The organism is Streptomyces sp. NRRL B-24484, from assembly GCF_000717715.1.
Taxonomy (GTDB): Bacteria; Actinomycetota; Actinomycetes; order Streptomycetales; family Streptomycetaceae; genus Kitasatospora.
This window is the reverse complement of record NZ_JOAI01000027.1, coordinates 75,175-96,179: the sequence shown is the minus strand read 5'-3', so window position 1 is coordinate 96,179 and position 21,005 is coordinate 75,175. Positions and strand designations below refer to the sequence as shown.

General features: G+C 74.2%; 20 protein-coding genes. 3 read left to right on the top strand and 17 right to left on the bottom strand.

Annotated elements, in window-relative coordinates; translation table 11 throughout:
* Positions 1–70: 70 nt before the first annotated feature.
* The 12 genes from IE98_RS0123980 to IE98_RS0123920 form a co-directional block, all read right to left on the bottom strand.
* Positions 71–1,204, bottom strand: a complete 1,134-nt coding sequence (locus IE98_RS0123980; RefSeq protein WP_030272176.1) for an acyl-CoA dehydrogenase family protein — start codon at positions 1,202–1,204, stop codon at positions 71–73.
* Entirely contained in the window at positions 1,201–2,385 is a 1,185-nt protein-coding gene (locus IE98_RS0123975; protein WP_030272174.1) for an acyl-CoA dehydrogenase family protein, read from the bottom strand. Before IE98_RS0123975 ends, IE98_RS0123980 begins: the two co-directional genes overlap by 4 nt.
* A gap of 1 nt (position 2,386) precedes the next feature.
* Positions 2,387–3,610: an acyl-CoA dehydrogenase family protein gene (locus tag IE98_RS0123970; protein ID WP_030272172.1), complete on the bottom strand. Its 1,224-nt coding sequence runs from the start codon at positions 3,608–3,610 to the stop codon at positions 2,387–2,389.
* Positions 3,611–3,613: 3 nt separating this feature from the next.
* Positions 3,614–4,642, bottom strand: a complete 1,029-nt coding sequence (locus IE98_RS0123965; protein ID WP_030272170.1) for a phosphotransferase family protein — start codon at positions 4,640–4,642, stop codon at positions 3,614–3,616.
* 352 nt (positions 4,643–4,994) lie between these two features.
* A complete protein-coding gene (locus tag IE98_RS0123960; protein ID WP_030272169.1) occupies positions 4,995–6,647 on the bottom strand; it encodes an APC family permease in 1,653 nt (550 codons plus the stop codon).
* Positions 6,648–7,018: 371 nt separating this feature from the next.
* Entirely contained in the window at positions 7,019–7,552 is a 534-nt protein-coding gene (locus IE98_RS48240) for a hypothetical protein (protein ID WP_106976685.1), read from the bottom strand.
* Positions 7,553–7,730: 178 nt separating this feature from the next.
* Positions 7,731–7,976 (bottom strand): hypothetical protein, encoded by a 246-nt coding sequence (locus tag IE98_RS0123950; RefSeq protein WP_052390876.1) that lies wholly within the window; start codon positions 7,974–7,976, stop codon positions 7,731–7,733.
* Between the two features lie 112 nt (positions 7,977–8,088).
* Positions 8,089–8,658: a hypothetical protein gene (locus IE98_RS42960; RefSeq protein ID WP_063748994.1), complete on the bottom strand. Its 570-nt coding sequence runs from the start codon at positions 8,656–8,658 to the stop codon at positions 8,089–8,091.
* A gap of 146 nt (positions 8,659–8,804) precedes the next feature.
* Positions 8,805–10,145, bottom strand: a complete 1,341-nt coding sequence (locus tag IE98_RS44955; RefSeq protein WP_052390875.1) for a glycoside hydrolase family 16 protein — start codon at positions 10,143–10,145, stop codon at positions 8,805–8,807.
* Positions 10,146–10,631: 486 nt separating this feature from the next.
* On the bottom strand, positions 10,632–11,657 hold the full coding sequence (locus IE98_RS0123930; RefSeq protein WP_030272159.1) for an NAD(P)/FAD-dependent oxidoreductase: 1,026 nt from the start codon (positions 11,655–11,657) through the stop codon (positions 10,632–10,634).
* Positions 11,654–12,178, bottom strand: a complete 525-nt coding sequence (locus IE98_RS0123925) for an isoprenylcysteine carboxyl methyltransferase family protein (RefSeq protein ID WP_030272157.1) — start codon at positions 12,176–12,178, stop codon at positions 11,654–11,656. The genes IE98_RS0123930 and IE98_RS0123925 overlap by 4 nt, the downstream gene beginning before the upstream one ends.
* 10 nt (positions 12,179–12,188) lie before the next feature.
* Positions 12,189–13,253 carry a type III polyketide synthase gene (locus IE98_RS0123920; RefSeq protein WP_030272155.1) on the bottom strand — a complete coding sequence of 355 codons (1,065 nt, stop codon included), beginning with the start codon at positions 13,251–13,253 and terminating at the stop codon, positions 12,189–12,191.
* 574 nt (positions 13,254–13,827) lie between these two features.
* Between IE98_RS0123920 and IE98_RS0123915 the strand changes: the two genes are divergently transcribed.
* Complete coding sequence (locus IE98_RS0123915; RefSeq protein ID WP_030272154.1) at positions 13,828–14,673, top strand: UbiA family prenyltransferase; 846 nt, start codon at positions 13,828–13,830, stop codon at positions 14,671–14,673.
* 188 nt (positions 14,674–14,861) lie between these two features.
* Positions 14,862–15,845, top strand: coding sequence for an aldo/keto reductase (locus tag IE98_RS0123910; RefSeq protein WP_030272151.1), 984 nt, complete (start codon positions 14,862–14,864; stop codon positions 15,843–15,845).
* A 106-nt stretch (positions 15,846–15,951) separates the two neighbouring features.
* On the opposite strand, the gene IE98_RS0123905 is transcribed toward IE98_RS0123910, so the two are convergent.
* Positions 15,952–16,698 carry a hypothetical protein gene (locus tag IE98_RS0123905; RefSeq protein ID WP_052390874.1) on the bottom strand — a complete coding sequence of 249 codons (747 nt, stop codon included), beginning with the start codon at positions 16,696–16,698 and terminating at the stop codon, positions 15,952–15,954.
* A gap of 157 nt (positions 16,699–16,855) precedes the next feature.
* Here IE98_RS0123905 and IE98_RS0123900 point away from each other — a divergent pair, with 157 nt between their 5' ends.
* Positions 16,856–17,365, top strand: coding sequence for a pyridoxamine 5'-phosphate oxidase family protein (locus IE98_RS0123900; protein WP_030272147.1), 510 nt, complete (start codon positions 16,856–16,858; stop codon positions 17,363–17,365).
* A gap of 66 nt (positions 17,366–17,431) precedes the next feature.
* Here the strand turns inward: IE98_RS0123900 and IE98_RS0123895 are convergent, their stop codons facing one another.
* From IE98_RS0123895 to IE98_RS0123880, 4 genes are all read right to left on the bottom strand, one after another.
* A complete protein-coding gene (locus tag IE98_RS0123895; protein ID WP_052390889.1) occupies positions 17,432–18,994 on the bottom strand; it encodes an APC family permease in 1,563 nt (520 codons plus the stop codon).
* A 137-nt stretch (positions 18,995–19,131) separates the two neighbouring features.
* Positions 19,132–19,554: an MmcQ/YjbR family DNA-binding protein gene (locus tag IE98_RS0123890; RefSeq protein WP_234443648.1), complete on the bottom strand. Its 423-nt coding sequence runs from the start codon at positions 19,552–19,554 to the stop codon at positions 19,132–19,134.
* The gene (locus tag IE98_RS0123885) at positions 19,547–19,993 is read right to left on the bottom strand and encodes a VOC family protein (RefSeq protein ID WP_030272141.1); all 447 of its coding nucleotides are present in this window, start codon (positions 19,991–19,993) and stop codon (positions 19,547–19,549) included. The genes IE98_RS0123890 and IE98_RS0123885 overlap by 8 nt, the downstream gene beginning before the upstream one ends.
* A 66-nt stretch (positions 19,994–20,059) precedes the next feature.
* Positions 20,060–20,923: an AraC family transcriptional regulator gene (locus IE98_RS0123880; protein WP_324605795.1), complete on the bottom strand. Its 864-nt coding sequence runs from the start codon at positions 20,921–20,923 to the stop codon at positions 20,060–20,062.
* Between the last annotated feature and the right edge of the window lie 82 nt (positions 20,924–21,005).

Sequence of the window (21,005 nt, the reverse complement as noted above, 5' to 3'; positions counted from 1 at the left end):
ACGGGCCGGGCGCCGCGGAGGAGACCGCCGTCGTTTCCCTCCGCGGCGCCCGCGCCGCCGCCCGGCCCGCTCAGCCGGCGACCGGCGCCGGCAGGTCCACCAGGCGGGCCAGTGCGGCCCGGTGGGCGCCCGGGGTGCCCAGGGCGATCTGGTCGGCCTTGGCACGCTTGAGGTAGAGGTGCGCCGGGTGCTCCCAGGTCATGCCGATGCCACCGTGCAGCTGCACGCACTCCTCGGCCGCCCGCACCGCCACCGCCCCGCAGTGCGCCTGCGCGACCGCCACCGCGACCTCCGCATCGGCGTCCCCGCGCGCCAGCACGTCCGCCGCGTACCGGGCCGCGGCCCGCGCCCCGACGGTCTCCAGCCACAGGTCGGCCAGCCGGTGCTTCAGCGCCTGGAACGAGCCGACCGGGCGGGCGAACTGGGTGCGGTCCTTCAGGTACGCCACGGTCGTCGACAGGCACCACTCGGTGATGCCGAGCTGTTCGGAGGCGAGCAGTCCGGCGCCGGTGAACAGCGCCTGCCGCACAGCCGCCTCCGCGTCCGCCCCCACCGCGACGGCCCGGCCCGGCACCCCGGTCAGTACCAGGTCGGCCAGCGGACGGGTGAGGTCGAGCGAGGTGCGCCGCGCCACGGCCAGTCCGGCCGCGGCGGCCTCGACCGCGTAGAGCACGGCCCCGCCGGGCCCGGCCGCGGGCACCAGCAGCACGTCCGCCGCCAGCGCGTCCGCGACCGAGGTGATCCGCCCGCTCAGCGTCCCGGCCCCGTCGACCCGGACGGTCGCCGGGAAGCCGGCCCCGGGTGCCGTGGACAGCGGCACGGCGAGCGCCGCCGTCCGCTCCCCGCCGGCCAGGGCGGAGAGCAACTCCTCGGCGCCGCAGGCCAGCAGCGCGGTCGTCGCCAGCACCGCACTGCCGAGGAACGGCACCGGTGCCGCGCTGCGCCCCAACTCCTCCAGGACGACGGCGGTCTCGCGCAGGGAGGCACCGGCCCCGCCGAGCGCCTCCGGCACCTGGAGCCCGGCCGCACCGAGGTCCGCGGCGAGCTTGCGCCAGAGCGCGGGGTCGTACGGCGCGGGGCCCTCGCAGCGCGCGAGGATCGCCTCGGGCGGGCAGTGGTCGGCGAGCAACGCCCGTACGCTGCTCCGCAGTTCCTCCTCGACCTCGGAGTACAGCAGGTCGGCCGGGCCGGTGGCGTCGGTCATCGCGGCAGCTCCTTCCAGGGCACGTTCTTGTCGGCGCGCTGCTCGCCGGGCAGGCCGAGGACGCGCTCGGCGATGATGTTGCGCAGGATCTCCGAGGTGCCGCCCTCGATGGAGTTGCCCTTGGCGCGGAGGTAGCGGTAGCCGGCCTCGCGGCCGGTGAAGTCGACGTGGTCGGGTCGGACCATCGTCCAGTCGTCGTAGGCGAGGCCGTCCTCACCGAGGAGTTCGACCTCCAGGCCGCTCAACTCCTGGGCGAGCCGGGCGAAGGCGAGCTTCATGGCGGCGCCCTCGGGGCCGGGCTGGCCCGATGCGAGCTGCTGGCGCAGCCGTTCGCCGGTGAGCCGGGCGACCTCGGCGTCCACCCAGCCCTTCAGGAGGCGCTGGTGGAGGTCGTGGGTGCGCAGTTCGGGCCGGGCGCGCCAGGTCTCGGCGACGACGCCGACCATGCCGGCCTCGCGCGGTGCGGCCTGACCGCCGATGGCGACCCGCTCGTTGTTGAGGGTGGTCTGGGCGACCTGCCAGCCCTCGCCGACAGCGCCGAGCCGGTGCGTGTCGGGGATGCGGACACCGGTGAGGAAGACCTCGTTGAACTCGGCCTCGCCGGTGATCTGCCGCAGCGGGCGGACCTCGACGCCGGGGTCGGTCATGTCGCAGACGAAGTAGGTGATGCCCCGGTGCTTGGGCACGTCCGGGTCGGTGCGGGCGATCAGGATCGCCCAGCGGGCGGTGTGCGCGCTGGACGTCCACACCTTCTGGCCGTCGACCGTCCAGGTGCCGCCGTCGAGGACGGCCCGGGTGCCGAGCGCGGCGAGGTCGGAGCCGGCGCCGGGCTCGGAGAAGAGCTGGCACCAGACCTCCTCGCCCGTCCACAGCGGCCGCAGGAAGCGCCGCTTCTGCTCCTCGGTGCCGTACGCGAGGATGGTGGGGGCGGCCATGCCGAGGCCGATGCCGATCTTCCGCGGGTCGTTGCCGGGTGCCCCGGCGGCGGCCAACTCGGCGTCCACGACGGCCTGCAGCGGCCGCGGCGCGCCGAGTCCGCCGAGCCCCTCGGGGAAGTGCACCCAGGCGAGTCCGGCGTCGAACCGGGCCCGCAGGAAGTCGAGCCGGTCGGTGGTCGCCGGGTCGTGCGCGGCGAGCAGGTCCGCCACCCGCTGCCGGAGGTCCTCTTCACGGACGGCCATGTCAGCCCTCCTTCTTCTGGTAGCGGCCGAGTTCGCGGCGGGCGAGCGAGCGGCGGTGCACCTCGTCGGGCCCGTCGGCGAGCCGCAGGGTGCGGTTGCCGGCCCAGAGCTGGGCGAGCGGGGTGTCCTGGCTGACGCCGGCGGCGCCGTGGGTCTGCACGGCCTTGTCGAGGATCCACTCGACGGCCTGCGGGACGATGATCTTGATGGCCTGGATCTCGGTGTGGGCACCGCGGTTGCCGACGGTGTCCATCAGCCAGGCGGTCTTCAGCACCAGCAGCCTGGCCTGCTCGATCCGCACCCGGGACTCGGCGATCCAGTCCTGCACCACGCCCTGGTCGGCGAGCGGCCGGCCGAAGGCGACCCGGTCGACGGCCCGGCGGCACATCAGCTCCAGCGCGCGCTCGGCGATGCCGAGGGCCCGCATGCAGTGGTGGATCCGTCCCGGCCCCAGCCGGGCCTGGGCGATGGCGAAGCCGGAGCCCTCCTCGCCGATGAGGTTGGCGGCGGGCACCCGGACGTCCTCGAAGAGCACCTCGGCGTGCCCGCCGTGGTCCTGGTCCTCGTACCCGAAGACGGTCATGCCGCGCTTCACCGTGACGCCCGGGGTGTCGCGGGGCACCAGGATCATCGACTGCTGCCGGTGCTTGGCGGCGTCGGGGTCGGTCTTGCCCATCACGATGAAGATCCGGCAGTTGGGGTTCATCGCGCCGGTGATGTACCATTTGCGGCCGTTGACGACGTACTCGTCGCCGTCCCGCTCGATCCGGGTGGTGATGTTGGAGGCGTCCGAGGACGCGACGTCCGGCTCGGTCATCGCGAAGGCCGAGCGGATCTCACCGGCGAGCAGCGGCTCCAGCCACTGCTTGCGCTGCTCCTCGCTGCCGAACTGGTCGAGCACCTCCATGTTGCCGGTGTCCGGGGCGGCGCAGTTGAGCGCGGCGGGGGCGAGCAGCACCGAGCGGCCGGTGATCTCGGCGAGCGGCGCGTACTGGAGGTTGGTCAGACCGGCGCCGGCCCCGCCGGGGAGGAAGAGGTTCCACAGACCGCGTTCCCGTGCGGCGGACTGGAGTTCGGCGACGACGGGCGGGATCGTCCACGGCTCGCGGGCCGGGTCGGCGAGCTGCGCGGCGAGCACCGGCTCGGCCGGGTGCACGCGCTCGTCCATGAAGTCGAGCAGCCGGGAGCGCAGCTCCTCGGTGCGGGCGTCGAAGGAGAAGTCCACGGGTCAGCGCTCCTTGAGTGCGGTGAGGCCGAACTGCACGAACAGCGGGACGAGTTCGCCGACCCGGTCGAAGCCGGCGCCGACCGTTCCGCCCTGGGTGAAGCGGTAGTGGATGCCCTCCAGCACGACCGCGAGCTTGAACGAGGCGAAGCCGGTGTACCAGCCGAGCGCCGAGACGTCCCGGCCGGAGCCGTCGGCGTACCGGGCGACCAGTTCGGCGGTCTGCGGGAAGCCCTCGGCGAGGGCGGCGCCGGGCAGCACGCCGTTGAAGCGGCGGGCCAGCTCGGTGTACATCACCAGCAGGCCGAGGTCGGTGAGCGGGTCGCCGAGGGTGGACATCTCCCAGTCGAGGACGGCGCGGATCCGGTCGTCCGGGCCGACCAGGACGTTGTCCAGCCGGTAGTCGCCGTGCACCAGCGCGGGTGCGGGGGAGACCGGCAGGGTGCGGGCGAGCTGCTCGTGCAGCTCGTCGATGCCGGGCACCTCGCGGCTGCGGGAGGCGTCCAGCTGCTTGCCCCAGCGGCGCAGCTGGCGCTCCAGGAAGCCCTCGGGCCGGCCGAAGGCGTCGAGGCCGACCGCCGCGGGCTCGACGGCGTGCAGGTCGACCAGGGTGTCGACCAGGTGCAGGCCGAGCGCGTGCACCCGCTCCGGGCCGAGCGCGCCGAGCGCCCCGGCGTCCCGGTGCGGGGTGCCCTCGACGTACTCCATGAGGTAGAAGGGCGCGCCGATCACCTCGGTGTCCTCGACCAGCAGCAGCGGGCGCGGCACCGGGACGCGGGTGGGGTGCAGCGCGGCCAGCACGGTGTGCTCGCGGGTCATGTCGTGCGCGGTGGCGAGGACGTGGCCGAGCGGCGGCCGGCGCAGCACCCACCGCCCGGTGCCGTCCTCCAGCAGGTAGGTCAGGTTGGACTTGCCGCCCTCGAACAGCGTCGCCCGCAGCGGGCCGGTGACGGTGCCCGGCAGCTCTGCGTCGAGCCGCTCGCGCAGCCGGTCCAGGTCGAGACCGGGTGGGGTCTCGGGGGTGTCGCTCATGGGCCCTCGCCTCGGGGAAGGACTGATCGGATCACGCACTCACGCGCTGACTAAGCGCTTGCTTAGCTTCGCCGCGCCGCCCTCCCCTTGTCAACGGCCCGCACGGCCCCGCGGGTGTGGCGTGGGTCCGCCGCGGGTGGGCTTCGGCTGCCGTCCGGCCGTGGCCCGGAGGAGCCCCGGGAACGCCGCGAGCCGTCCGCGGCAGCGCTGCCGGGACGGCTCGTGTGTGTGGGCGGGGGCTGAGGCCCGGGAACCGGCGGAGCCCGGCCGCTGTGGGGCGGCCGGGCTCCTCGGGTGGTGCGGGCAGGAAGTCGCTACGGTGACCGGGGTCGGTCCTGCCCGGAGGGGTGGATCAGTGGCCGCCCTCGTCGACGACCTCGACGTCCTCGATGTTCTGGTCGATCGCGTCGGAGGGCAGTGCCACGCGGATCGCCCAGTGGTAGATGCCGAGCGCGAAGGCCGAGACGAGCAGCATGTCCCACCACATCGGGATGGTGCCGGTGCCGTCGCCGAAGCCGCCCTGCCAGGAGATCAGGCCGAGGCCGACCAGGTACGCCGGCAGCCACTGCGCCGGGCGCCAGTCGAGGCGCGGCGCGTTCGGCAGGCCCTTGCGGACGGCGTACGCGGCGTAGCTGCCGAGCAGCACGTAGCCGAGGACGATGGCGATGCCGAGGCGGGCCAGGGTGTGCCAGCCGGTCCAGTAGATGATCAGGCTGGCCACGATGAAGGACAGCGGGGCGATCACCTCGCCGAACGGCAGGCGGTAGGAGCGCTCGCGGTCCGGCAGGCGGCGGCGCAGGGCGCCGAAGGCGAGCGGGGCGCCGGCGTACATCAGCACCGAGGCGGAGGTGATGAAGCCGACCAGCTCCTGCCAGCTCGGGAAGGGCAGGAAGCAGATGACACCGGTGATGAAGGAGATGATCAGGCCGAACCACGGCACGCCGCGCTTGTCGACCTTCTCGAACAGCTGCGGGGCGTAGCCGTTCTTGCTGAGGCCGTACGAGATCCGCGAGGTGGAGGTGGTGTAGATCAGGCCGGTGCCGCCGGGGGAGACGATGGCGTCGAAGTACAGCACCCAGGCCAGCCAGCCGAGGCCGACCAGCGTGGCGAGGCCGGCGAACGGGCCGGAGATGCCGGGGAAGTCGAGGTTCTCCCAGCCCTTGGCGAACGCGGTGCCGGGCAGCGCGGCGATGAAGACGACCTGCAGCAGGACGTAGATCAGGGTGCCGATGGCGACCGAGCCGAGCACCGCGCGCGGGATGTCGCGCTTGGGGTTCTTGCTCTCGCCGGCCAGCTGGATGGCCTGCTCGAAGCCGAGCAGCGCGAAGATGATGCCGCTGGTGCTGATCGCGGCGAGCACACCCTTGATGCCGAACGGCGCGAAGCCGTGCGAGGTGAAGTTGCCGCCGTGGAAGTTGGTCACCGCGAGCACGAGGATCGTGGCCAGCGGGACGGCGATCTTCAGCCAGGTCGCCACCGAGTTGGTGTGCGCCAGCACGCGGACGCCGAGGAAGTTGACCGCGACGAAGACGCCCATCAGCGCGACGGCGACCACGAAGCCGCTGACCGTGAGGGTGCCGTTGTCCTTCAGGAAGCCCTTGGCGAAGTCCCAGTGACCGGCGTAGCCGATCATGGCCTCGACCTCGATGGGGGCGACCGTCGCCGCCTGCAGCCAGGAGAACCAGCCGAACGACATGCCGGCGAGTCCGCCGAAGGCGTAGTGCGGGTAGCGGGCGGTGCCGCCGGCGACCGGGAAGAGGCCGCCGAGCTCGGCGTGGACGAACGCGAGCAGGACGATCGCGACGGCGCCGATGCCCCAGGAGACGAGGGCCGCCGGGCCGGCGACCATGACGGCGTTCTTGGCGCCGTACAGCCAGCCGGAGCCGATGATCGAGCCGACGGAGGCCCAGAGGAGGCCGATCAGCCCGACCTCGCGCCGCAGTGATCGGCTGCCTGTGCCGTTCGGCGGGGCGGAGGACGGGGCGAGCTGGTCGACAGAAGCCATGGGTGGGATTGACCTCTCGATGAATGGCAGGGGTTGAGAGTTGCCCAAGGCTAGGCGCAGAGATTTGTCGAACAGAACCCCATGATTCCGAATAGTTATCTGGCTCGAACGGAGATGATCATGATTATTCGTCAAAACCCTTGGGGCGCACGAAAGTTGACGTATGTGCAGGTAGGGCAAAGGTTTGTAAATTTGAGCTTCTCTTGAGGAATTGAGTGGCGGGGTATCGCCACCCGCCGCAGTGCATAATGATGAGGCGGACCGGTGGAGATTCCCGGGGCCCGTTGTGCAAGACTATGCAGGGCCTGAAAATGGTGCAGACCACCATTCAGCTCCGTTCGGGCGCTGCCGGTCCGGGCCCCGTGCAGGGTTCAGCCGGCCGACACCTTGTCGCCGAGCGCGTCCACCACGTACCACTGGTCGAGCTGTTGGCCGCCGGCCTCGCCGGGCACGGTGTCCTGGGCGAAGTAGTACAGCGGGTGCCCCTTGTAGAGGACCTGGCCGACCCCGTCGGTCCGCTTCCCCACCCCCAGCAGTCCGTCGTCCACGCCGGCGCCCGCGACCGGGAAGCCGGTGGTGGTCAGCGGCGGCCACTGCGCCGCGCACGCGCCGTAGCAGGTCGACTGCGTGGAGGTGTCCCCGTCGTAGAGGTAGAGGGTGCGGCCCCTGGCGTCCACCAGGATCGGCCCGAACCCGGCGCCGTCGGCCAGCGAGACCTGAGTGCCCGGGGCCGGCGCCGCGGTCGGCTCGGGCGCGGCGCTCGGGGCGGGGGACTCCGTAGACGGCTCCTGCTGCGCGGGGCGGCCCGGCAGCGGGGCCGGATTCGGGTCGCCCGGGGCGCAGCCGAGGCAGACGGCGGCGAGCAGGGCGGCAACGAGGACGGCAGCCGGACGGACCTTGGGCATCACGGACTCCTTCACCCGACGTGAGCGGTCTGCTACCACTACCGCCCCGCGCCGCCCGCCCGGCCACTCCAGCGGCCCGCCCCTCGGCGGTTGGAGTGGCCCGATTGCCCTGGATGGCCGCCTCCGCCCGGGTGGCCGCACGCATGCGGGCGCAGCGCCCGGCCGTGCGCGGCCCGCGTCAGCCCGCGGACCAGACGGTCCGGTCGCCGCCGCGCCAGCCCACCAGGTCCGGGTCGTCCAGGTCCGGCTCGGACACCCCCGCGTGGCGGATGTACTCCGCCACGTCCTCCTCGCCGTACGCACGGCCGACCGGCCGGCCGTAGATCTCGACCCGGCGGTAGGGGCGGGCGCCGTGGGTGGGCGGGTGCACCACGACGGGCGGGGTGAAGATGTCCCCGCCGCTCTGCTCCGGTGACGCTGCCATACCCCCAGTGTCACCCGGCGCGCACCCGAGCGGCCCGCCCGCACCTCCGGATCGCCCGACCGGCCCAGAGCGCAGCGCGCGGACCGGCCCGGTCCGCGCCCGGACGGTGCCCTCAGGCCGGCCGCTGCCGCGGCCGGTCCGGCACGCCCTCGGTGAGCAGCGGTGCCCGGTACAGCGGAGGCGGCTCACCGGGCAGGTCGGCCAGGTACCAGTAGTGCCGCAGCATGACCTGCAGGATCCTGCGCACCCGCAGCAGCAGCGCCGTCGCCAGCGGCAGCTCCACCAGCAGGGCCGCGCCGACGCTCACCCAGACGTCGTCCGTCCCCCAGGAGAGCATCACGTCGAACCAGGCGTCGCAGATCAGCAGGACGGCCGCCGCCAGCGCCCACGGCACCAGCAGCCGGCGCCGCCGCCAGCCGAACCAGGCGGTCGCCGCCAGCGCCGCCAGCAGCCCGAGGTCGAAGCCGACCCAGGCCAGCCGCCACTGCCGTGCCTCGAAGTGCACCGGCAGCGTCGCCGCCAGGAAGCCGATCCACGGAAGCAGTGCCGCACAGCACACCACCAGCACGCCCAGACCCCGGCGCCGCCGCCGGTCGATGCCGCGCAGCTCCTCCTCGGTGAGCCCGGCCCGCCAGTCGGTGGAGTGCCCGCAGCGCGGGCAGGTCTCGTGGTGCTGCGCCATGGCGTACTCCCCGGCCGGGCGGCCCCCTCCCGGCATTCTCCCGCCGCCCCGGGGGCGCCGCAGGGCCCGCACGGGAGGCCTCCGGCCCCGCCGCGGGGGCGGGGGCCGGGGCGTCCGTACGGGCCCTGGCGGGGTGCGTCAGCGGGTCAGTGCTGCCAGACCTTGACGTAGTCCACCTGCATGTCGGTGTCGGCGGTCACGGTGTCGGTCGTGTAAACGCCGTTGTTGAGGATCAGGTAGTGCGGGCTGCTGGTGATGCCCGTGGTGATCTGGCCGACCTTCTTGCCGTCGTAGTAGTAGGTGACGGAACCGGGCGCCCACTCGGCGCCGTAGGTGTGCCAGCCGGTGTAGTCGCCGGGCGCGCAGCTGCCGGGGCCGCCGGAGGGCGAGTGGTAGTGGTAGCAGGCCTGGCCGCCCAGGCCCTCCATCACGTCCATCTCGCCGTCGGTCGGCCAGCTCTGGCCGTCGGTCCAGAAGGCCGGCCAGTTGGAGATCTTGCCGCCGCTGCCGGGCAGGTAGATCCGGGCCTCGAAGGCGCCGAAGGTGAACTGCGCCTTGCCGTTGCTCTGCACCATGCCCGAGGTGTACGGGAAGGACTTGCCGTTCGCCGTCGCGGCCTTCGCCGTGGCCGTCAGGTGCAGGTTGCCGCCGCTGACGGTCGCCTGCGAGGGCGCGTAGGCGGCCTTCTCGTAGGAGTTCACCGGCGGGGTGGTGCAGGTCGCGCAGCCGAGCCAGTTCGCCGTCCACTTGCCGGAGTCGACCGAGGTGCCGTTGAAGTCGTCGGCGAAGACCTGGCGCCAGCTGCCGGCGATGCCGAGCGGACCGCCGCTGCTCGGGGCGGTGGTCGCGGACGCCGAGGCGCTCGGGGCTGCGGTGCTCGGCGCGGCGGTGCTCGGGGTGGCGCTCGCGGTCGGCGCGGTGCTCGCCGGGGCCGAGGTGCTGGGGGCGACCGGCGCGGTGCTCGCCGGGGCGGAGGTGCTCGGGGCGGCCGTCGGGGTCGGCGAGGCCGAGGTGGCCGGCGCGGACGGCGTCGTCGGCGTCACCGTGCTGCCGTCGGAGGTGAACGCCTTCTTCGGCGTCAGGTTGTGCCAGACGTTGTTCGCCTTGTAGGCGACGAACATCGTGTAGGAGCCGGCCGGGAAGGTCCGGCTCTTGGGTACGAAGGTCTGCTGCGTCGAGGTCAGCGTGGTCGGGATCGCGCCGGCGAAGTCGTAGTTGGCGCCGCTCGAGGAACGGACCGCGACGGTCAGCGCCTGGACGGCCGTCTGCTGGGTGGCGTGCACCTTGGCGGTGGCGGTCACCGCGGCACCGGCGGTGGGTGCAGCGGGGGTGAACGCCAGCGAGTCGACGACGACGGGGTCGGACGAGCCGCCCGGGGCGGCCCAGGCTGCGGCGCCGGTTCCGACGGCGGCGACGGCGAGTCCGAGGGCGGCGGCCCGGCGGGCGGTGAGTCGCACGGTGCGGCGGTGCTTCGAGTTTCTGGGCATGGGGTGGGGGAACCTTTCGTACCCCCCTGCGGATGTGGCCCGCCCTCCCGAGACCGGAGAGGCGGACCGCTCAGCGCCAGAGCCTGCGCGACGGCCCGTCGGCGGCGCAAGCCCGCTGCACCGGCCGCACGGTGTCCCGATCGCGTGTACACGCCCAAAGTCCCAGGTGAGGCGGTGTGCCGGGACGGTTCCTGTGATCTCGGGCACAGGGGGTTTATGTCCGAATTGATGTGAGTTGCCTGGTAATTGGGTGGTATCGGAGTGGGGCTGGGGGCGGGCCTGACGGCGCCTCACCCCGTTCCGCGCCCCCGCTGTGCCGGGCCCGCGCTCCCGTGCTCCGCTCCCTGCGCCTGGCCCGGGGACCGCCGGATGCCGTCCCCTTGAGGGGCGCCCGGGGGCGGTGCGGACCACCCGCCTCCCGGGCGACCAGCCGCCGTACCGGGCGGCGCGCCGGACGCCCAGCAGCAGGGCTCGCGCCGGCAGGGCTCACGCCAGGAGGTTCACCCCGGCCTCGAAGACCCGTGGCAGGCGGGCCGCGAGCGGCACGATCCGCGGAGCCAGCACCGGGCGCTGCCGCGCCCACAGCAGCGCACCGGTCAGCAGCCGGTAGCTGCGCGAGGCGCGCCGCCAGGCCCGCTCGTACGCCTCCGGCCGGCCCGTCAGCACGCAGCGCACCAGCTCGCCCGCGCAGGCCAGGGCCACCGACAGGCCCTCCCCGGTGAGCGCGTCCAGGTAGCCGGCCGCATCGCCCACCAGCAGCGCCCGCCCGGCGACCCGGGCCCTGACCTGCTGGTGCAGCGGACCCGCGCCGCGCACCGCCGTGCCCGCCCCGACCGGCAGCCGGGCGGCCAGCAGCGGGAAGCGCGCCAACTGTTCGTCGAACGGTGCCCGGTCGCAGGTGAGCAGTGCCACACCCACCAACGCGGGGCCGAGCGGCGTGACGTACGCCTCCGCCCGCTCGGACCAGTGCACCTCCACCGAGCGGCACCACGGCGCCACCGGGTAGTGCCGGCGCAGCCCGTACCGGACGGTCCGGCCCGGTGGCGGCGGCCGGTGCAGGCCGAGGGCGCGCCGGACGGGGGAGTGCAGCCCGTCCGCCGCGACCAGGTGGCGGGCCGTCAGCCCGGCCGCCCGCACCGCGTGCGGCCCCACGTCGACCGCGCCGACCCGCAGGGGCAGCACCCGTACGCCGAGTTCCGCGGCGCGCGCCGCCAGCGCCGCGTGCAGCACCGTGCGGCGCACCCCGAGCCCGTGCCCCGAGCGGAACCGCGCCTCGGCGGCCCGGCCTCCGGCCGCCTCCAGATAGCGGATGCCTTCGAAGGCGCGGCCCTCCGGCGCCACGCCGAGCCCGGCCAGCGCCCGGACGGCGGCCGGCATCAGCCCCTCCCCGCAGGCCTTGTCCACCGGCGTCGGGCGCGGCTCGGCCACCACCACCTCCAGGCCGGCGAGCGCCCCGTGCACGGCGGTGGCCAGCCCGGCCGGGCCGCCGCCCACCACCAGCAGGTCGATCACCGGGCGACCGCCGGCACCGCCCCGCCGAGCGCCGCCTCCTCGCACCGGATCCGGACGCCCAGCAGCCACAGGTTCAGCACCGTGAAGGCCCCGGCCGTCAGCCATGCCGAGTGCACCAGCGGCAGCGCCGCCCCCTCCACCACCACCGCCAGGTAGTTCGGGTGCCGCAGCCACCGGTACGGGCCGCGGGTGACCAGCGGCAGGCCCGGCACCACGATCACCCGGGTGTTCCAGCGCGGCCCGAGCGAGGCGATGCACCACCAGCGCAGCGCCTGCGCGGCGATCACCAGCAGCAGCATCGGCACGCCCAGCGCGGGCACGAACGGCCGTGCCAGCACCGCCGGTTCGATCAGACAGCCGACCAGGAGCGCCTTGTGCAGCAGCACCATCGGCGGGTAGTGGCCGCGGCCGTGCTCGGTGCCGCCGCGGGCGATGCTCCAGGTGGCGTTGCGGCGCGCCACGACGAGTTCGACCAGCCGCTCGGCGGCGACCAGCAGGACGAGCAGGGAGTACCAGGACATCGGGCCTCGATCACCAGCGGAGCAGGACGAGTTCGGAGGAGAAGCCGGGCCCGAGCGCGAGCACCAGTCCGGCCGAGCCGGGCGGCGGCGGGCCGTCCGTCTGGACGTCACGGAGGATGTGCAGCACCGAGGCGGAGGACAGGTTGCCCACCCGGGCCAACGAGCGGCGGCTCGGCGCCAGCGCGGACTCCGGCAGGCCGAGCGACTCCCCGAGCGCGTCCAGCACCTTCGGCCCGCCCGGGTGGCAGATCCACGCGGCCACCTCGTCGGGCTTCAGGTCGTGCTCGGCGAGGAAGGCCGAGACCTCCTCGGCGACGTGCAGACCGGCCAGCTCCGGCAGCGCCCCGCCCAGCACGATCCGGAACCCGCGGTCGCCGATGTCCCAGCCCAGCAGGTGCCCGGTGCCCGGGTAGAGACGGCTGCGGGTCGCCACCACCCGCGGGCCGGGGGAGTCGTGGAAGCGCGGGTGCTCCGGACCGACCGCCAACAGCGCACCCGCGCCGTCCCCGAACAGGGCCGAGGCCACCAGGTTGGCGGTGGAGGCGTCCGAGCGCTGCAGCGTCAGCGAGCACAGCTCGGTGGAGAGCAGCAGTGCGGCATGGCCGGGACGGCCCGCCAGGTAGTCGTGCAGCCGGGCCAGGCCGGCCGCGCCCGCCGCGCACCCCAGCCCGAAGACCGGGAGGCGGCGGACGTCCTGCCGCAGGCCGAGCGGGCCCGCCAGCCGGGCTTCCAGCGACGGCGCCGCGATCCCGGTGACCGAGGTCGACACCACCAGCTCGATCTCCTCGGCGGCGAGCCCCGACTCGGCCAGTGCCGTCCGTGCGGCCCGCTCGCCGAGCTCCAGGGCTGCGGCGATGAACGCGTCGTTGGCCTGTCCGAAACCCTCGATCCCCGCGTACCGCTCCAGTGGCAGCGCCAGATGACGGGCCGCCACCCCGGCTCCGGCGTGCAGCCTGTCCAGCACCGCCCGGTCGGCGTCCGGTGGCAGGCAGAGCTCGGCCAACGCCTCGGTGATCTCCTCCTGCCGGTACCGATGGACCGGCAGCACCCCGCTCACCGCCACAATTCGGGTCATCGGCTCAGCATAGGTACAACTCGGACGAATGTGGCGAATGAGGGATGCCCGGGCGTGCCATGTCTGTTGTTGGGGGTCGCGTGGGGTCGCTGTCGCGGAGGTGAGGGCGTGTCACGGTTGTGAGGGGGTGGCGGGTTGGGGTGTGGTGCGAGGGTGTTGGGGTGTCACTTTGGGAAGAGGCGGCGCAGTAGTGCTGGTCTCCAGCGCAGGTGATGGGGTGTAACCGACGTGAGGGGCTGTCCGTGCAGCGAGCCGCTGCGCAGAGGTGATCGCCCGTGCGTCCCCGGCCGAGGCGTCACCGTCGTGCGTGGTTGTTGCAGGTGTGACGCCCTGTCGCACCACGCATGGGCCCGTCACTGCCGTGATGGTTTGTAACCGGAGGGAGGGCCTGTCAGTTCAGCGATGCCGCCTCCCACCGGATACGCGATCACGCACCCGCACCCCCATGGACGACTGCCGCCCTGACCCCGCCCTGACCCCGGCTCACCGCCCTGACCCCGGCTCACCGCCCGGGATGCCCTGCAGCCGCGCGCCGTTACGGGACGATCGCCCGGCCGCGACCTAACCTGACGCCATGTCCAGTGGGATGGACGCGGCGGCGGCCGTGCGGTGGATCCGCCGGCCGGCCCTGTTGCTGGCGGCGTGTCACCCCGCGCCGGCCGCCGCCGTCACCGCCTTCGCCGCGGGGCTCGCAGCCGCCGCGGGCCGCGGCAAGTGTGCCGTCCTGCTCACCACGGCCGCGGTTGCCGCAGGCCAGCTGTCCATCGGCTGGTCCAACGACTGCATCGACTCCGCCCGGGACGCCGCCGCTGGACGCGCCGACAAGCCGCTCGCCCGCGGTGCCCTCGCCCCCGGAACGGTCGGTAAGGCGGCCGCCGCCGCGCTCGCCGCCACCGTCCCGCTCTCGCTCGCCTGCGGCACCCGGGCCGGGGCCGCCCACCTCACCGGCGTCGCCGCCGGCTGGGCCTACAACCTCCGGCTGAAGCGGACTGCCGCGTCCTGGCTGCCGTACGCCGTGGCCTTCGGCGCGCTGCCGGCCTTCGCCACCGCCACCGTCCCACCCTGGTGGGTGACGACCGCGGCCGGGCTGCTCGGCTGCGGCGCCCACTTCGCCAACGTCCTCCCGGACATCCAGGCGGACCGTGCCGCGGGCGTCCTCGGCCTGCCCCAGCGTCTGGGCCGCCGCCCGTCCGCCGCGGTGGCCGCCGCAGCGACCTCCGCCGCCACGGCCGTCCTGGTCCTCGGCCCCGGGCAGCCCGTCCCTCCGGCGGAGGCCGCCGCTCTGGCCGTCGCCGTGGCGACGGCCCTGCTGGCTCCGGTCGCCCCCGGCCGGATCCCCTTCCTCGCCACCATCGCCGTCGCCGGCCTCGACGTCGTCCTCCTGCTCGCCCGCGGCCCGGCCGCTGCCGCCGCCGTCTGACGCCACACCCGTCCACCGCCACAGGCCTCCACCGCCACACCCGTCCGCCGTCATACCCCTCCACCGGCGCACCACGCCGCCCTCCGACGCGACGCGGGGCACCGTCCTGACGGTGGGTACGGTGGGTGGTGGTGATCGCACACGCCCTTCCCGCTTCCGGCTCCCTGCTGGTCAATGAGAGGCTCCCCATGGAACAGCGCGTACTCGGCCGGACCGGCCGTCCCGTCTCCGTCGTCGGCCTCGGCACCTGGCAGTTGGGCGCGGACTGGGGCGATGTCCGCGAGCGGGACGCCCTCGCCGTGCTGGACGCCGCGGTCGAGAGCGGGGTCACCCTGTTCGACACGGCCGACGTCTACGGCGACGGCCGCAGCGAACAGCTGATCGGCCGCCACCTGAAGGAACGCCCGGACGCGGGTGTCTTCGTCGCCACCAAGTTCGGCCGCCGGGTCGAGCAGCGGCCCGAGCGTTACAACCTCGCCAACTTCCGCGCCTGGGCCGACCGTTCCCGCACCAACCTGGGGGTGGACCGGCTCGACCTGGTGCAGCTGCACTGCCCGCCGACCCCGGTGTACTCCTCCGACGAGGTCTTCGACGCCCTGGACACGCTGGTCGGGGAGGAGCGGATCGCGGCCTACGGCGTCAGCGTCGAGACCTGCGCCGAGGCGCTGACGGCCATCGCCCGACCGGGTGTGGCCAGCGTGCAGATCATCCTCAACGCCTTCCGGTTGAAGCCGCTGGAGCAGGTGCTGCCGGCTGCCGCCGAGGCCGGAGTGGGGATCCTTGCCCGGGTGCCGCTCGCCTCCGGTCTGCTCTCCGGCCGCTACACCCGGGACACCGTCTTCTCGGCGGACGACCACCGCACCTACAACCGGCACGGCGAGGCCTTCGACCAGGGCGAGACCTTCTCCGGGGTGGACTTCGCGACGGGCGTCGAGGCGGCCGTCGAGTTCTCGGCGCTCGCCCCGGAGGGCGCCACCCCCGCGCAGACGGCGCTGCGCTGGATCGTCCAGCAGCCGGGTGTGACCACGGTGATCCCGGGTGCCCGCAGCCCCGAGCAGGCCCGGGCCAACGCCGCGGCCGCCGCGCTGCCGCCGCTCTCCGACACCACCCTGGCGGCCGTCCGCGACCTCTACGACCGCCGGATCCGCCCGCAGGTCCACGACCGCTGGTGAGCCCCCACGGCCGCCCGGTCGGCGCACCCGCACGAGCCGGCACACCCGCGCTCGTCGACGAGTCCGCACGAGTCCGTGCACCCGCACGAGCGGGTGCACGGACTCGTCAGAGCGCCACCACCGGGCGGCCCAGCAGGTCGTCGCACCAGCCGCCGCCGTCGAGCAGTTCCGCGAGCGACGGGTCCCGGTACGCGGTCGCCAGCGGCAGCCAGGCCAGGAAGGCGCCGTAGCCCCCGCAGGTCGCGGAGCCGCCGTCCCCGCCGCACATCACCTCCGGATCGGCGGTGACCTCCGGCCGGTACGGGTCCTGGGCGATGCGCAGCCCGAAGGCGTTCGGCCGGCGCTGCGGGCCGTCGGGGGCGCTGAACGGGTCGTCGGTGTCGGGGTGGGTGCCTCCCCAGCGGAAGAGCGTGGGTGCGCCCGCCCCGCAGGCGTGCTCCCACTCGTCCGGGGTGGGCAGCCGCCAGCCGTGTTCCTCGAAGTCCACCTCCCCGGCGTCGACCGCCTCGACGCCCACCAGCAGGGCCGGCAGCCGTACCGTCCGCACGGGGCTCAGCACCTCGGCCAGGTGCGCGTGCAGATCGGCCGGGAAACCGAAGTCCCGGCAGCTCTCCGCGTACGAGGCCGTCTGCTCGGGGGTCGGTGCGAAGGCCGCGGCGTCGAAGCCCAGCTGCACCTCGCCGCCGGGCACCAGCGCGAACTCCCGGCCGTGCAGCACCACGGTGGCCGTGCCGTCCGGGGCCAGGGACCAGCCGTCCGCCCCCACCCGCTCGGCCGCCGCCCGCAGCACCCGCTCCCGCCACTCGTCCGTGCCGCCGCGCCACGCCCGCAGCGTCAGCTCCCCGATCTCCATGGCCGGGATCCTGCCACCCACGGCCGACACGGGTCCGCCCGCCGCCGACACGGGCGTACCGGCCGACGACACCGGGTGCCTCCGGACGACCTCCCCTGCCCCGGCACCACCCCTACGCTGGAGGAAGCACCCGCCACCTTCGGAGGGAGTCGCCGCCATGACCGAGCCGACCGCCGGCCGCCCGCACATGCCCGGGTACGGCATCCGGCCCGCTGACGAGGGCACGGGCCTGCTCAGCTGGGAGTGGGCCGAGAAGCGCCTGGTCGGGTCGCACGACTACTGGGTGTGCTCGGTGCGGCCCGACGGCCGTCCGCACACCATGCCGGTCTGGGGCGTCTGGCTGGACGGCGCGTTCTGGTTCTCCAGCAGCGTCTCCTCGCGCAAGATGCGCAACCTCGCGGAGCGGCCCGACTGCGTGGTCACCACCGAGGACCCGCGGGACCCGGTGGTGCTGGAGGGGCGGGCCGAGTCCACCGCCGACCGGGCCGAGATCGCCGGCTTCCTGGCGGCGCTGAACGCCAAGTACTCGGTGGCCTACGGCATCGACTTCCTCGACCCGGCGGTCAACGCCACCGTGCGGGTGCAGCCGGCTCAGGCGATCGGCCTGCTGCACACCGACTTCCGCGGCTCGCCGACCCGCTGGCGCTTCACCGACGGCGAGGACTGAGCAGGGGGCGAGGGCCGGGGCCGGGGGCGAGAACCAGGGGAGAGGACCAGGGGCGAGGACCGGGCCTCAGGGTGCTGTGGCCGGGTCCGCCGCCTCCTTGGGGACGTCCGGTCGGCGGAACCACGAGCCCTGCACGGCCCACTGCACCAGCATCAGGATCGCGCCGAGCACCAGCGCACCGATGCCGATGACCGTGACGCCGCCGGTGTCGCCGAAGATCGGCAGGTTGATCGAGGTGGAGCCGTAGTTCGGGTCGGCGTACACGTCGAAGGCGCCGTAGCAGAAGAAGTACAGCAGCATCAGGCCGCCCAGCAGCGGGGCGACGCCCTTGAGGACGAAGTCCTTGACGCTGCGGGTCAGCACCTTGCGGTAGTACCAGACGCAGGCGAAGCCGGTGAGGCCGTAGTAGAAGGCGATGCCGAGGCCGACGGAGGCGATCGAGTCGGCGAGGACGTTGCCGCTGATCGCGGTCAGCAGCACGTAGAAGGCGATCGAGGCGATGCCCATGCCGATGGTCGACCAGGTCGGGGTGAGGTGGCGGGGGTGCACCCGGCCGAACTGCGAGGGCAGCGCCTTGTGGGCGGCCATCGAGAAGCTGGTGCGCGCGGTCGGCAGGATGGTCGTCTGGGTGGACGCCGCCGACGAGGTCAGCACCATGAAGATCATCAGCTTGCTGAGGAACCCACCGAAGCCGCTGGTGCCGAACACGGCGTCACCGAGCCCCGACAGGACGTCCCCCGAGTTGTCCTCGTTGCCGAGCCCGATGCCCTCCGTGCCGACGCCCGCGAAGGCCATCGCCGCGGTCGACACCAGGGCGTAGATGAGCAGCAGCAGCACGGTCGAGATGACGGCGGCCCGGCCCGGCGTGCGGGCGGCGTCCGCCGTCTCCTCGTTGACCGACACCGCGGTGTCCCAGCCCCAGTAGATGAAGACCGCGGAGAGGATGCCCGCGGTGAACGCCGTCGACGAGGACACCTCGAACGGGTTGAACCAGGAGGCGTCCACCGTGATCGCCGTGGACGGCGGGTTCGAGCCGTACACCTTGACCAGAGCCGTCACCGAGAGCAGCACCAGCATCACGACCTCGATCGCCAGCAGCCACCGCTGCAGCGCCGCGGACAGCTCGATGCCGACGTAGCAGATCCAGGTCATGACGATGATCCAGACCACGCCGGCGATCGTCGTCCAGGTCGTCGAGTTCGCCAGGGAGTCCAGGCCGAACAGTTGGAAGCCGTACACGCCGGCGATCTGTGCCAGGTTCGCCATCACGATGATGTCGGCGACGATGATGCCCCAGCCGCCCATCCAGCCCGTTCGTGGGCCGAACGCCCGCGCCGCCCAGGTGAACGTCGTCCCGCAGTCCGGGTCGGAGGCGTTCAACTCCTTGTAGGAGAAGGCGATCAGCAGCATCGGGATGAACGCCAGGATGGTGATGATCGGCGCCTGCAGGCCCACCCCGACGACGAGGATGCCCAGCGTCGCCGCCAGGCTGTAGGCGGGGGCCGTGGAGGCCAGGCCGATGGCGACGGACGACACGAGGCCGAGCGCGCCGGTCTTCAGACCCTTCTCGCCGGCACCCGAGCCGGTCGAACGGGGTGCGGTGGAAGGAGTCTGACTGCCGGGAGGCATCGACACCGGACCCACCCCCTCTCTCCAGCCCGGAGGCTGTGACGGGGCCGCAAGGGCTCATACTCGCACCATCGTACGCCGGTACGTGCCACCCCACTCGGCATCCGCACCGCCTGTGACCTGCGCAGACGTCAAGTTCACCCGGTGGGCCCAGCCCCCGTGGTGCCCTGCCGGGCCTCGGCGCGCAGCCGGGCGGGGGCCACCAGGAGGAAGGCGTCGAGCACCAGGTCCTCGACCTGCCGCCAGTCCACCTCGATGTCCAGGTACACCCCGATCCAGCCGCGGCCGCCCACGTACGGCGGGCGGAAGTACCGGTCCGGATCGGCAGCCACCAGGTGCTCCTGCACCCCGGCGGCGGCCGCCGCCCAGAAGCCCGTGCGGTCGTCGTGGTGCCGGTCCGAGGTCATGGCGAACATCGGCCGGCCCGCGAACCAGGCCGCCTCCCCGTGGCTCGGCCGCTCCTCGGCGCCGGGCAGCGCCAGGCACAGCCCGCGCAGCCGCTCCACCGCCGCCCGCAGCGCCGCGCCGTCCGGCCGCGGGGCGTCCGCCGCCTCAGCCACGGCCGCGCGGCTCACCGCGGTACGTGCCGAAGTACCAGCGGTTGCCCTCCGGGTCGCGGGCGGCGAAGTCCCGCGAGCCGTAGTCCGTCTCGTGCAGGGCGTCCACGACCTCGGCGCCCGCGGCGACCGCCCGCGCGTGCACGGCGTCCGGGTCCGCCGTCACCACGTACGCGCCGAAGCTGCCCGGCGGGGTCGGGCCGCTGCCCGCCGCGCCGTCGGCACCGTCCGGGTCCTCGCGGACCGAGCCCAGCATCACCCCGCCGCCCTCCGGCCAGCTCAGCTGTGCGTGGTGCACCGCGGCGCCCTCCCCGTACACCACCGTCTCCTCGAAACCGAACGCCTCCACCAGGAAGGCGATCAGCTTGCGTGCGTCGTGCGCCCGCAGCGTCGGCCACACCTGCGGTGCGGGCGCCCCGTCCGGGACCTCTGCCGTACCCATCACTCCACCTCCGTGCCGCGTCGGCCGGTGCCGGTCGCACCCGGGGCCCTCGCGCACCCCGTGCCGTCACGCCCCAGCCTGTACCGCGGCCGGCACCCCGGCTTGGACGAATCGGAACTCCTCCGCCAGCCACACGCTCGGCGCGACGCCGGCCAGCGCCCGGAACTCCCTGGCCAGGTGCGCCTGGTCGAAGTACCCGCACCGTGCCGCGAGTTCGGCCAGCCTGCCGCCGTCCGACGCGGCCATCCGGCGGGCCCGGTCGAAGCGCACCACCCGGGCCGCGGCCTTCGGCGACAGCCCCGTCTCCAGCCGGAACCGCGCCGCGAGGTGCCGCTCGCTCCAGCCCGCCTCCGCCGCCAGAGCCGACACCGGCAGCCGTCCGCCGCTGCGCCGCAGCAGCGCCCACACCCGCCGCACCTCCGGCGCCGCCTCGCCGTACGGCTCCGCGAGGCGCGGCAGCAGCGCGTCCAGCACCGCGAACCGCCCCGGCCAGTCCGGCGCGGCGAGCAGCCGCTCCCGGACCTCGTCGGCGAGCGGGCCGAGCAGGTCCTCGGCCGGCAGGTCGAGGCCCGCCAGCTCGCCCGCCGGCAGCCCCAGCAGTGGGCGCGCCGCCAGCGGGTCCAGCGCCACCTGGATCCCGGACTGCCGGCCCGGGTTGGTGATCAGCGCGGGCGTGGTGTGCAGCCCGCCCAGCAGCGCCGTGTAGTCCTGCGGCCCGCGGCCGGGCTCCGGATGCACCGCCACCGTCAGCGGGTCGTCCAAGGTGAAGATCAGCGTCAGCCACGGCGAGGGCAGCCCGCGGTGCCGGCCCGGCGGCAGACCGGCCTGCCGGTACCCGGAGTACCAGGCCGCGTAACGCGCCATCGCCCCGGTCGGCCGCACCCGCACGCCCTCGTCCGCCACCCCCGCGTCCAGCAGCGCCTCGTCCACCCCGCCAGTATCGGCCCGCCGGGCCCCGTACGCGGTACCCGGGTGAGACCCGGGTCACATCCGGCGGGGTGGATGTCACACC

Coding starts and splice junctions, on each gene's coding strand:
- IE98_RS0123980 (WP_030272176.1), bottom strand. CDS start 1,204: ATGACCGACGCCACCGGCCCGGCCGACCTGCTGTACTCCGAGGTCGAG.
- IE98_RS0123975 (WP_030272174.1), bottom strand. CDS start 2,385: ATGGCCGTCCGTGAAGAGGACCTCCGGCAGCGGGTGGCGGACCTGCTC.
- IE98_RS0123965 (WP_030272170.1), bottom strand. CDS start 4,642: ATGAGCGACACCCCCGAGACCCCACCCGGTCTCGACCTGGACCGGCTG.
- IE98_RS0123960 (WP_030272169.1), bottom strand. CDS start 6,647: ATGGCTTCTGTCGACCAGCTCGCCCCGTCCTCCGCCCCGCCGAACGGC.
- IE98_RS48240 (WP_106976685.1), bottom strand. CDS start 7,552: ATGCCCAAGGTCCGTCCGGCTGCCGTCCTCGTTGCCGCCCTGCTCGCC.
- IE98_RS0123950 (WP_052390876.1), bottom strand. CDS start 7,976: ATGGCAGCGTCACCGGAGCAGAGCGGCGGGGACATCTTCACCCCGCCC.
- IE98_RS42960 (WP_063748994.1), bottom strand. CDS start 8,658: ATGGCGCAGCACCACGAGACCTGCCCGCGCTGCGGGCACTCCACCGAC.
- IE98_RS44955 (WP_052390875.1), bottom strand. CDS start 10,145: ATGCCCAGAAACTCGAAGCACCGCCGCACCGTGCGACTCACCGCCCGC.
- IE98_RS0123925 (WP_030272157.1), bottom strand. CDS start 12,178: ATGTCCTGGTACTCCCTGCTCGTCCTGCTGGTCGCCGCCGAGCGGCTG.
- IE98_RS0123920 (WP_030272155.1), bottom strand. CDS start 13,253: ATGACCCGAATTGTGGCGGTGAGCGGGGTGCTGCCGGTCCATCGGTAC.
- IE98_RS0123915 (WP_030272154.1), top strand. CDS start 13,828: ATGTCCAGTGGGATGGACGCGGCGGCGGCCGTGCGGTGGATCCGCCGG.
- IE98_RS0123910 (WP_030272151.1), top strand. CDS start 14,862: ATGGAACAGCGCGTACTCGGCCGGACCGGCCGTCCCGTCTCCGTCGTC.
- IE98_RS0123905 (WP_052390874.1), bottom strand. CDS start 16,698: ATGGAGATCGGGGAGCTGACGCTGCGGGCGTGGCGCGGCGGCACGGAC.
- IE98_RS0123900 (WP_030272147.1), top strand. CDS start 16,856: ATGACCGAGCCGACCGCCGGCCGCCCGCACATGCCCGGGTACGGCATC.
- IE98_RS0123895 (WP_052390889.1), bottom strand. CDS start 18,994: ATGCCTCCCGGCAGTCAGACTCCTTCCACCGCACCCCGTTCGACCGGC.
- IE98_RS0123885 (WP_030272141.1), bottom strand. CDS start 19,993: ATGGGTACGGCAGAGGTCCCGGACGGGGCGCCCGCACCGCAGGTGTGG.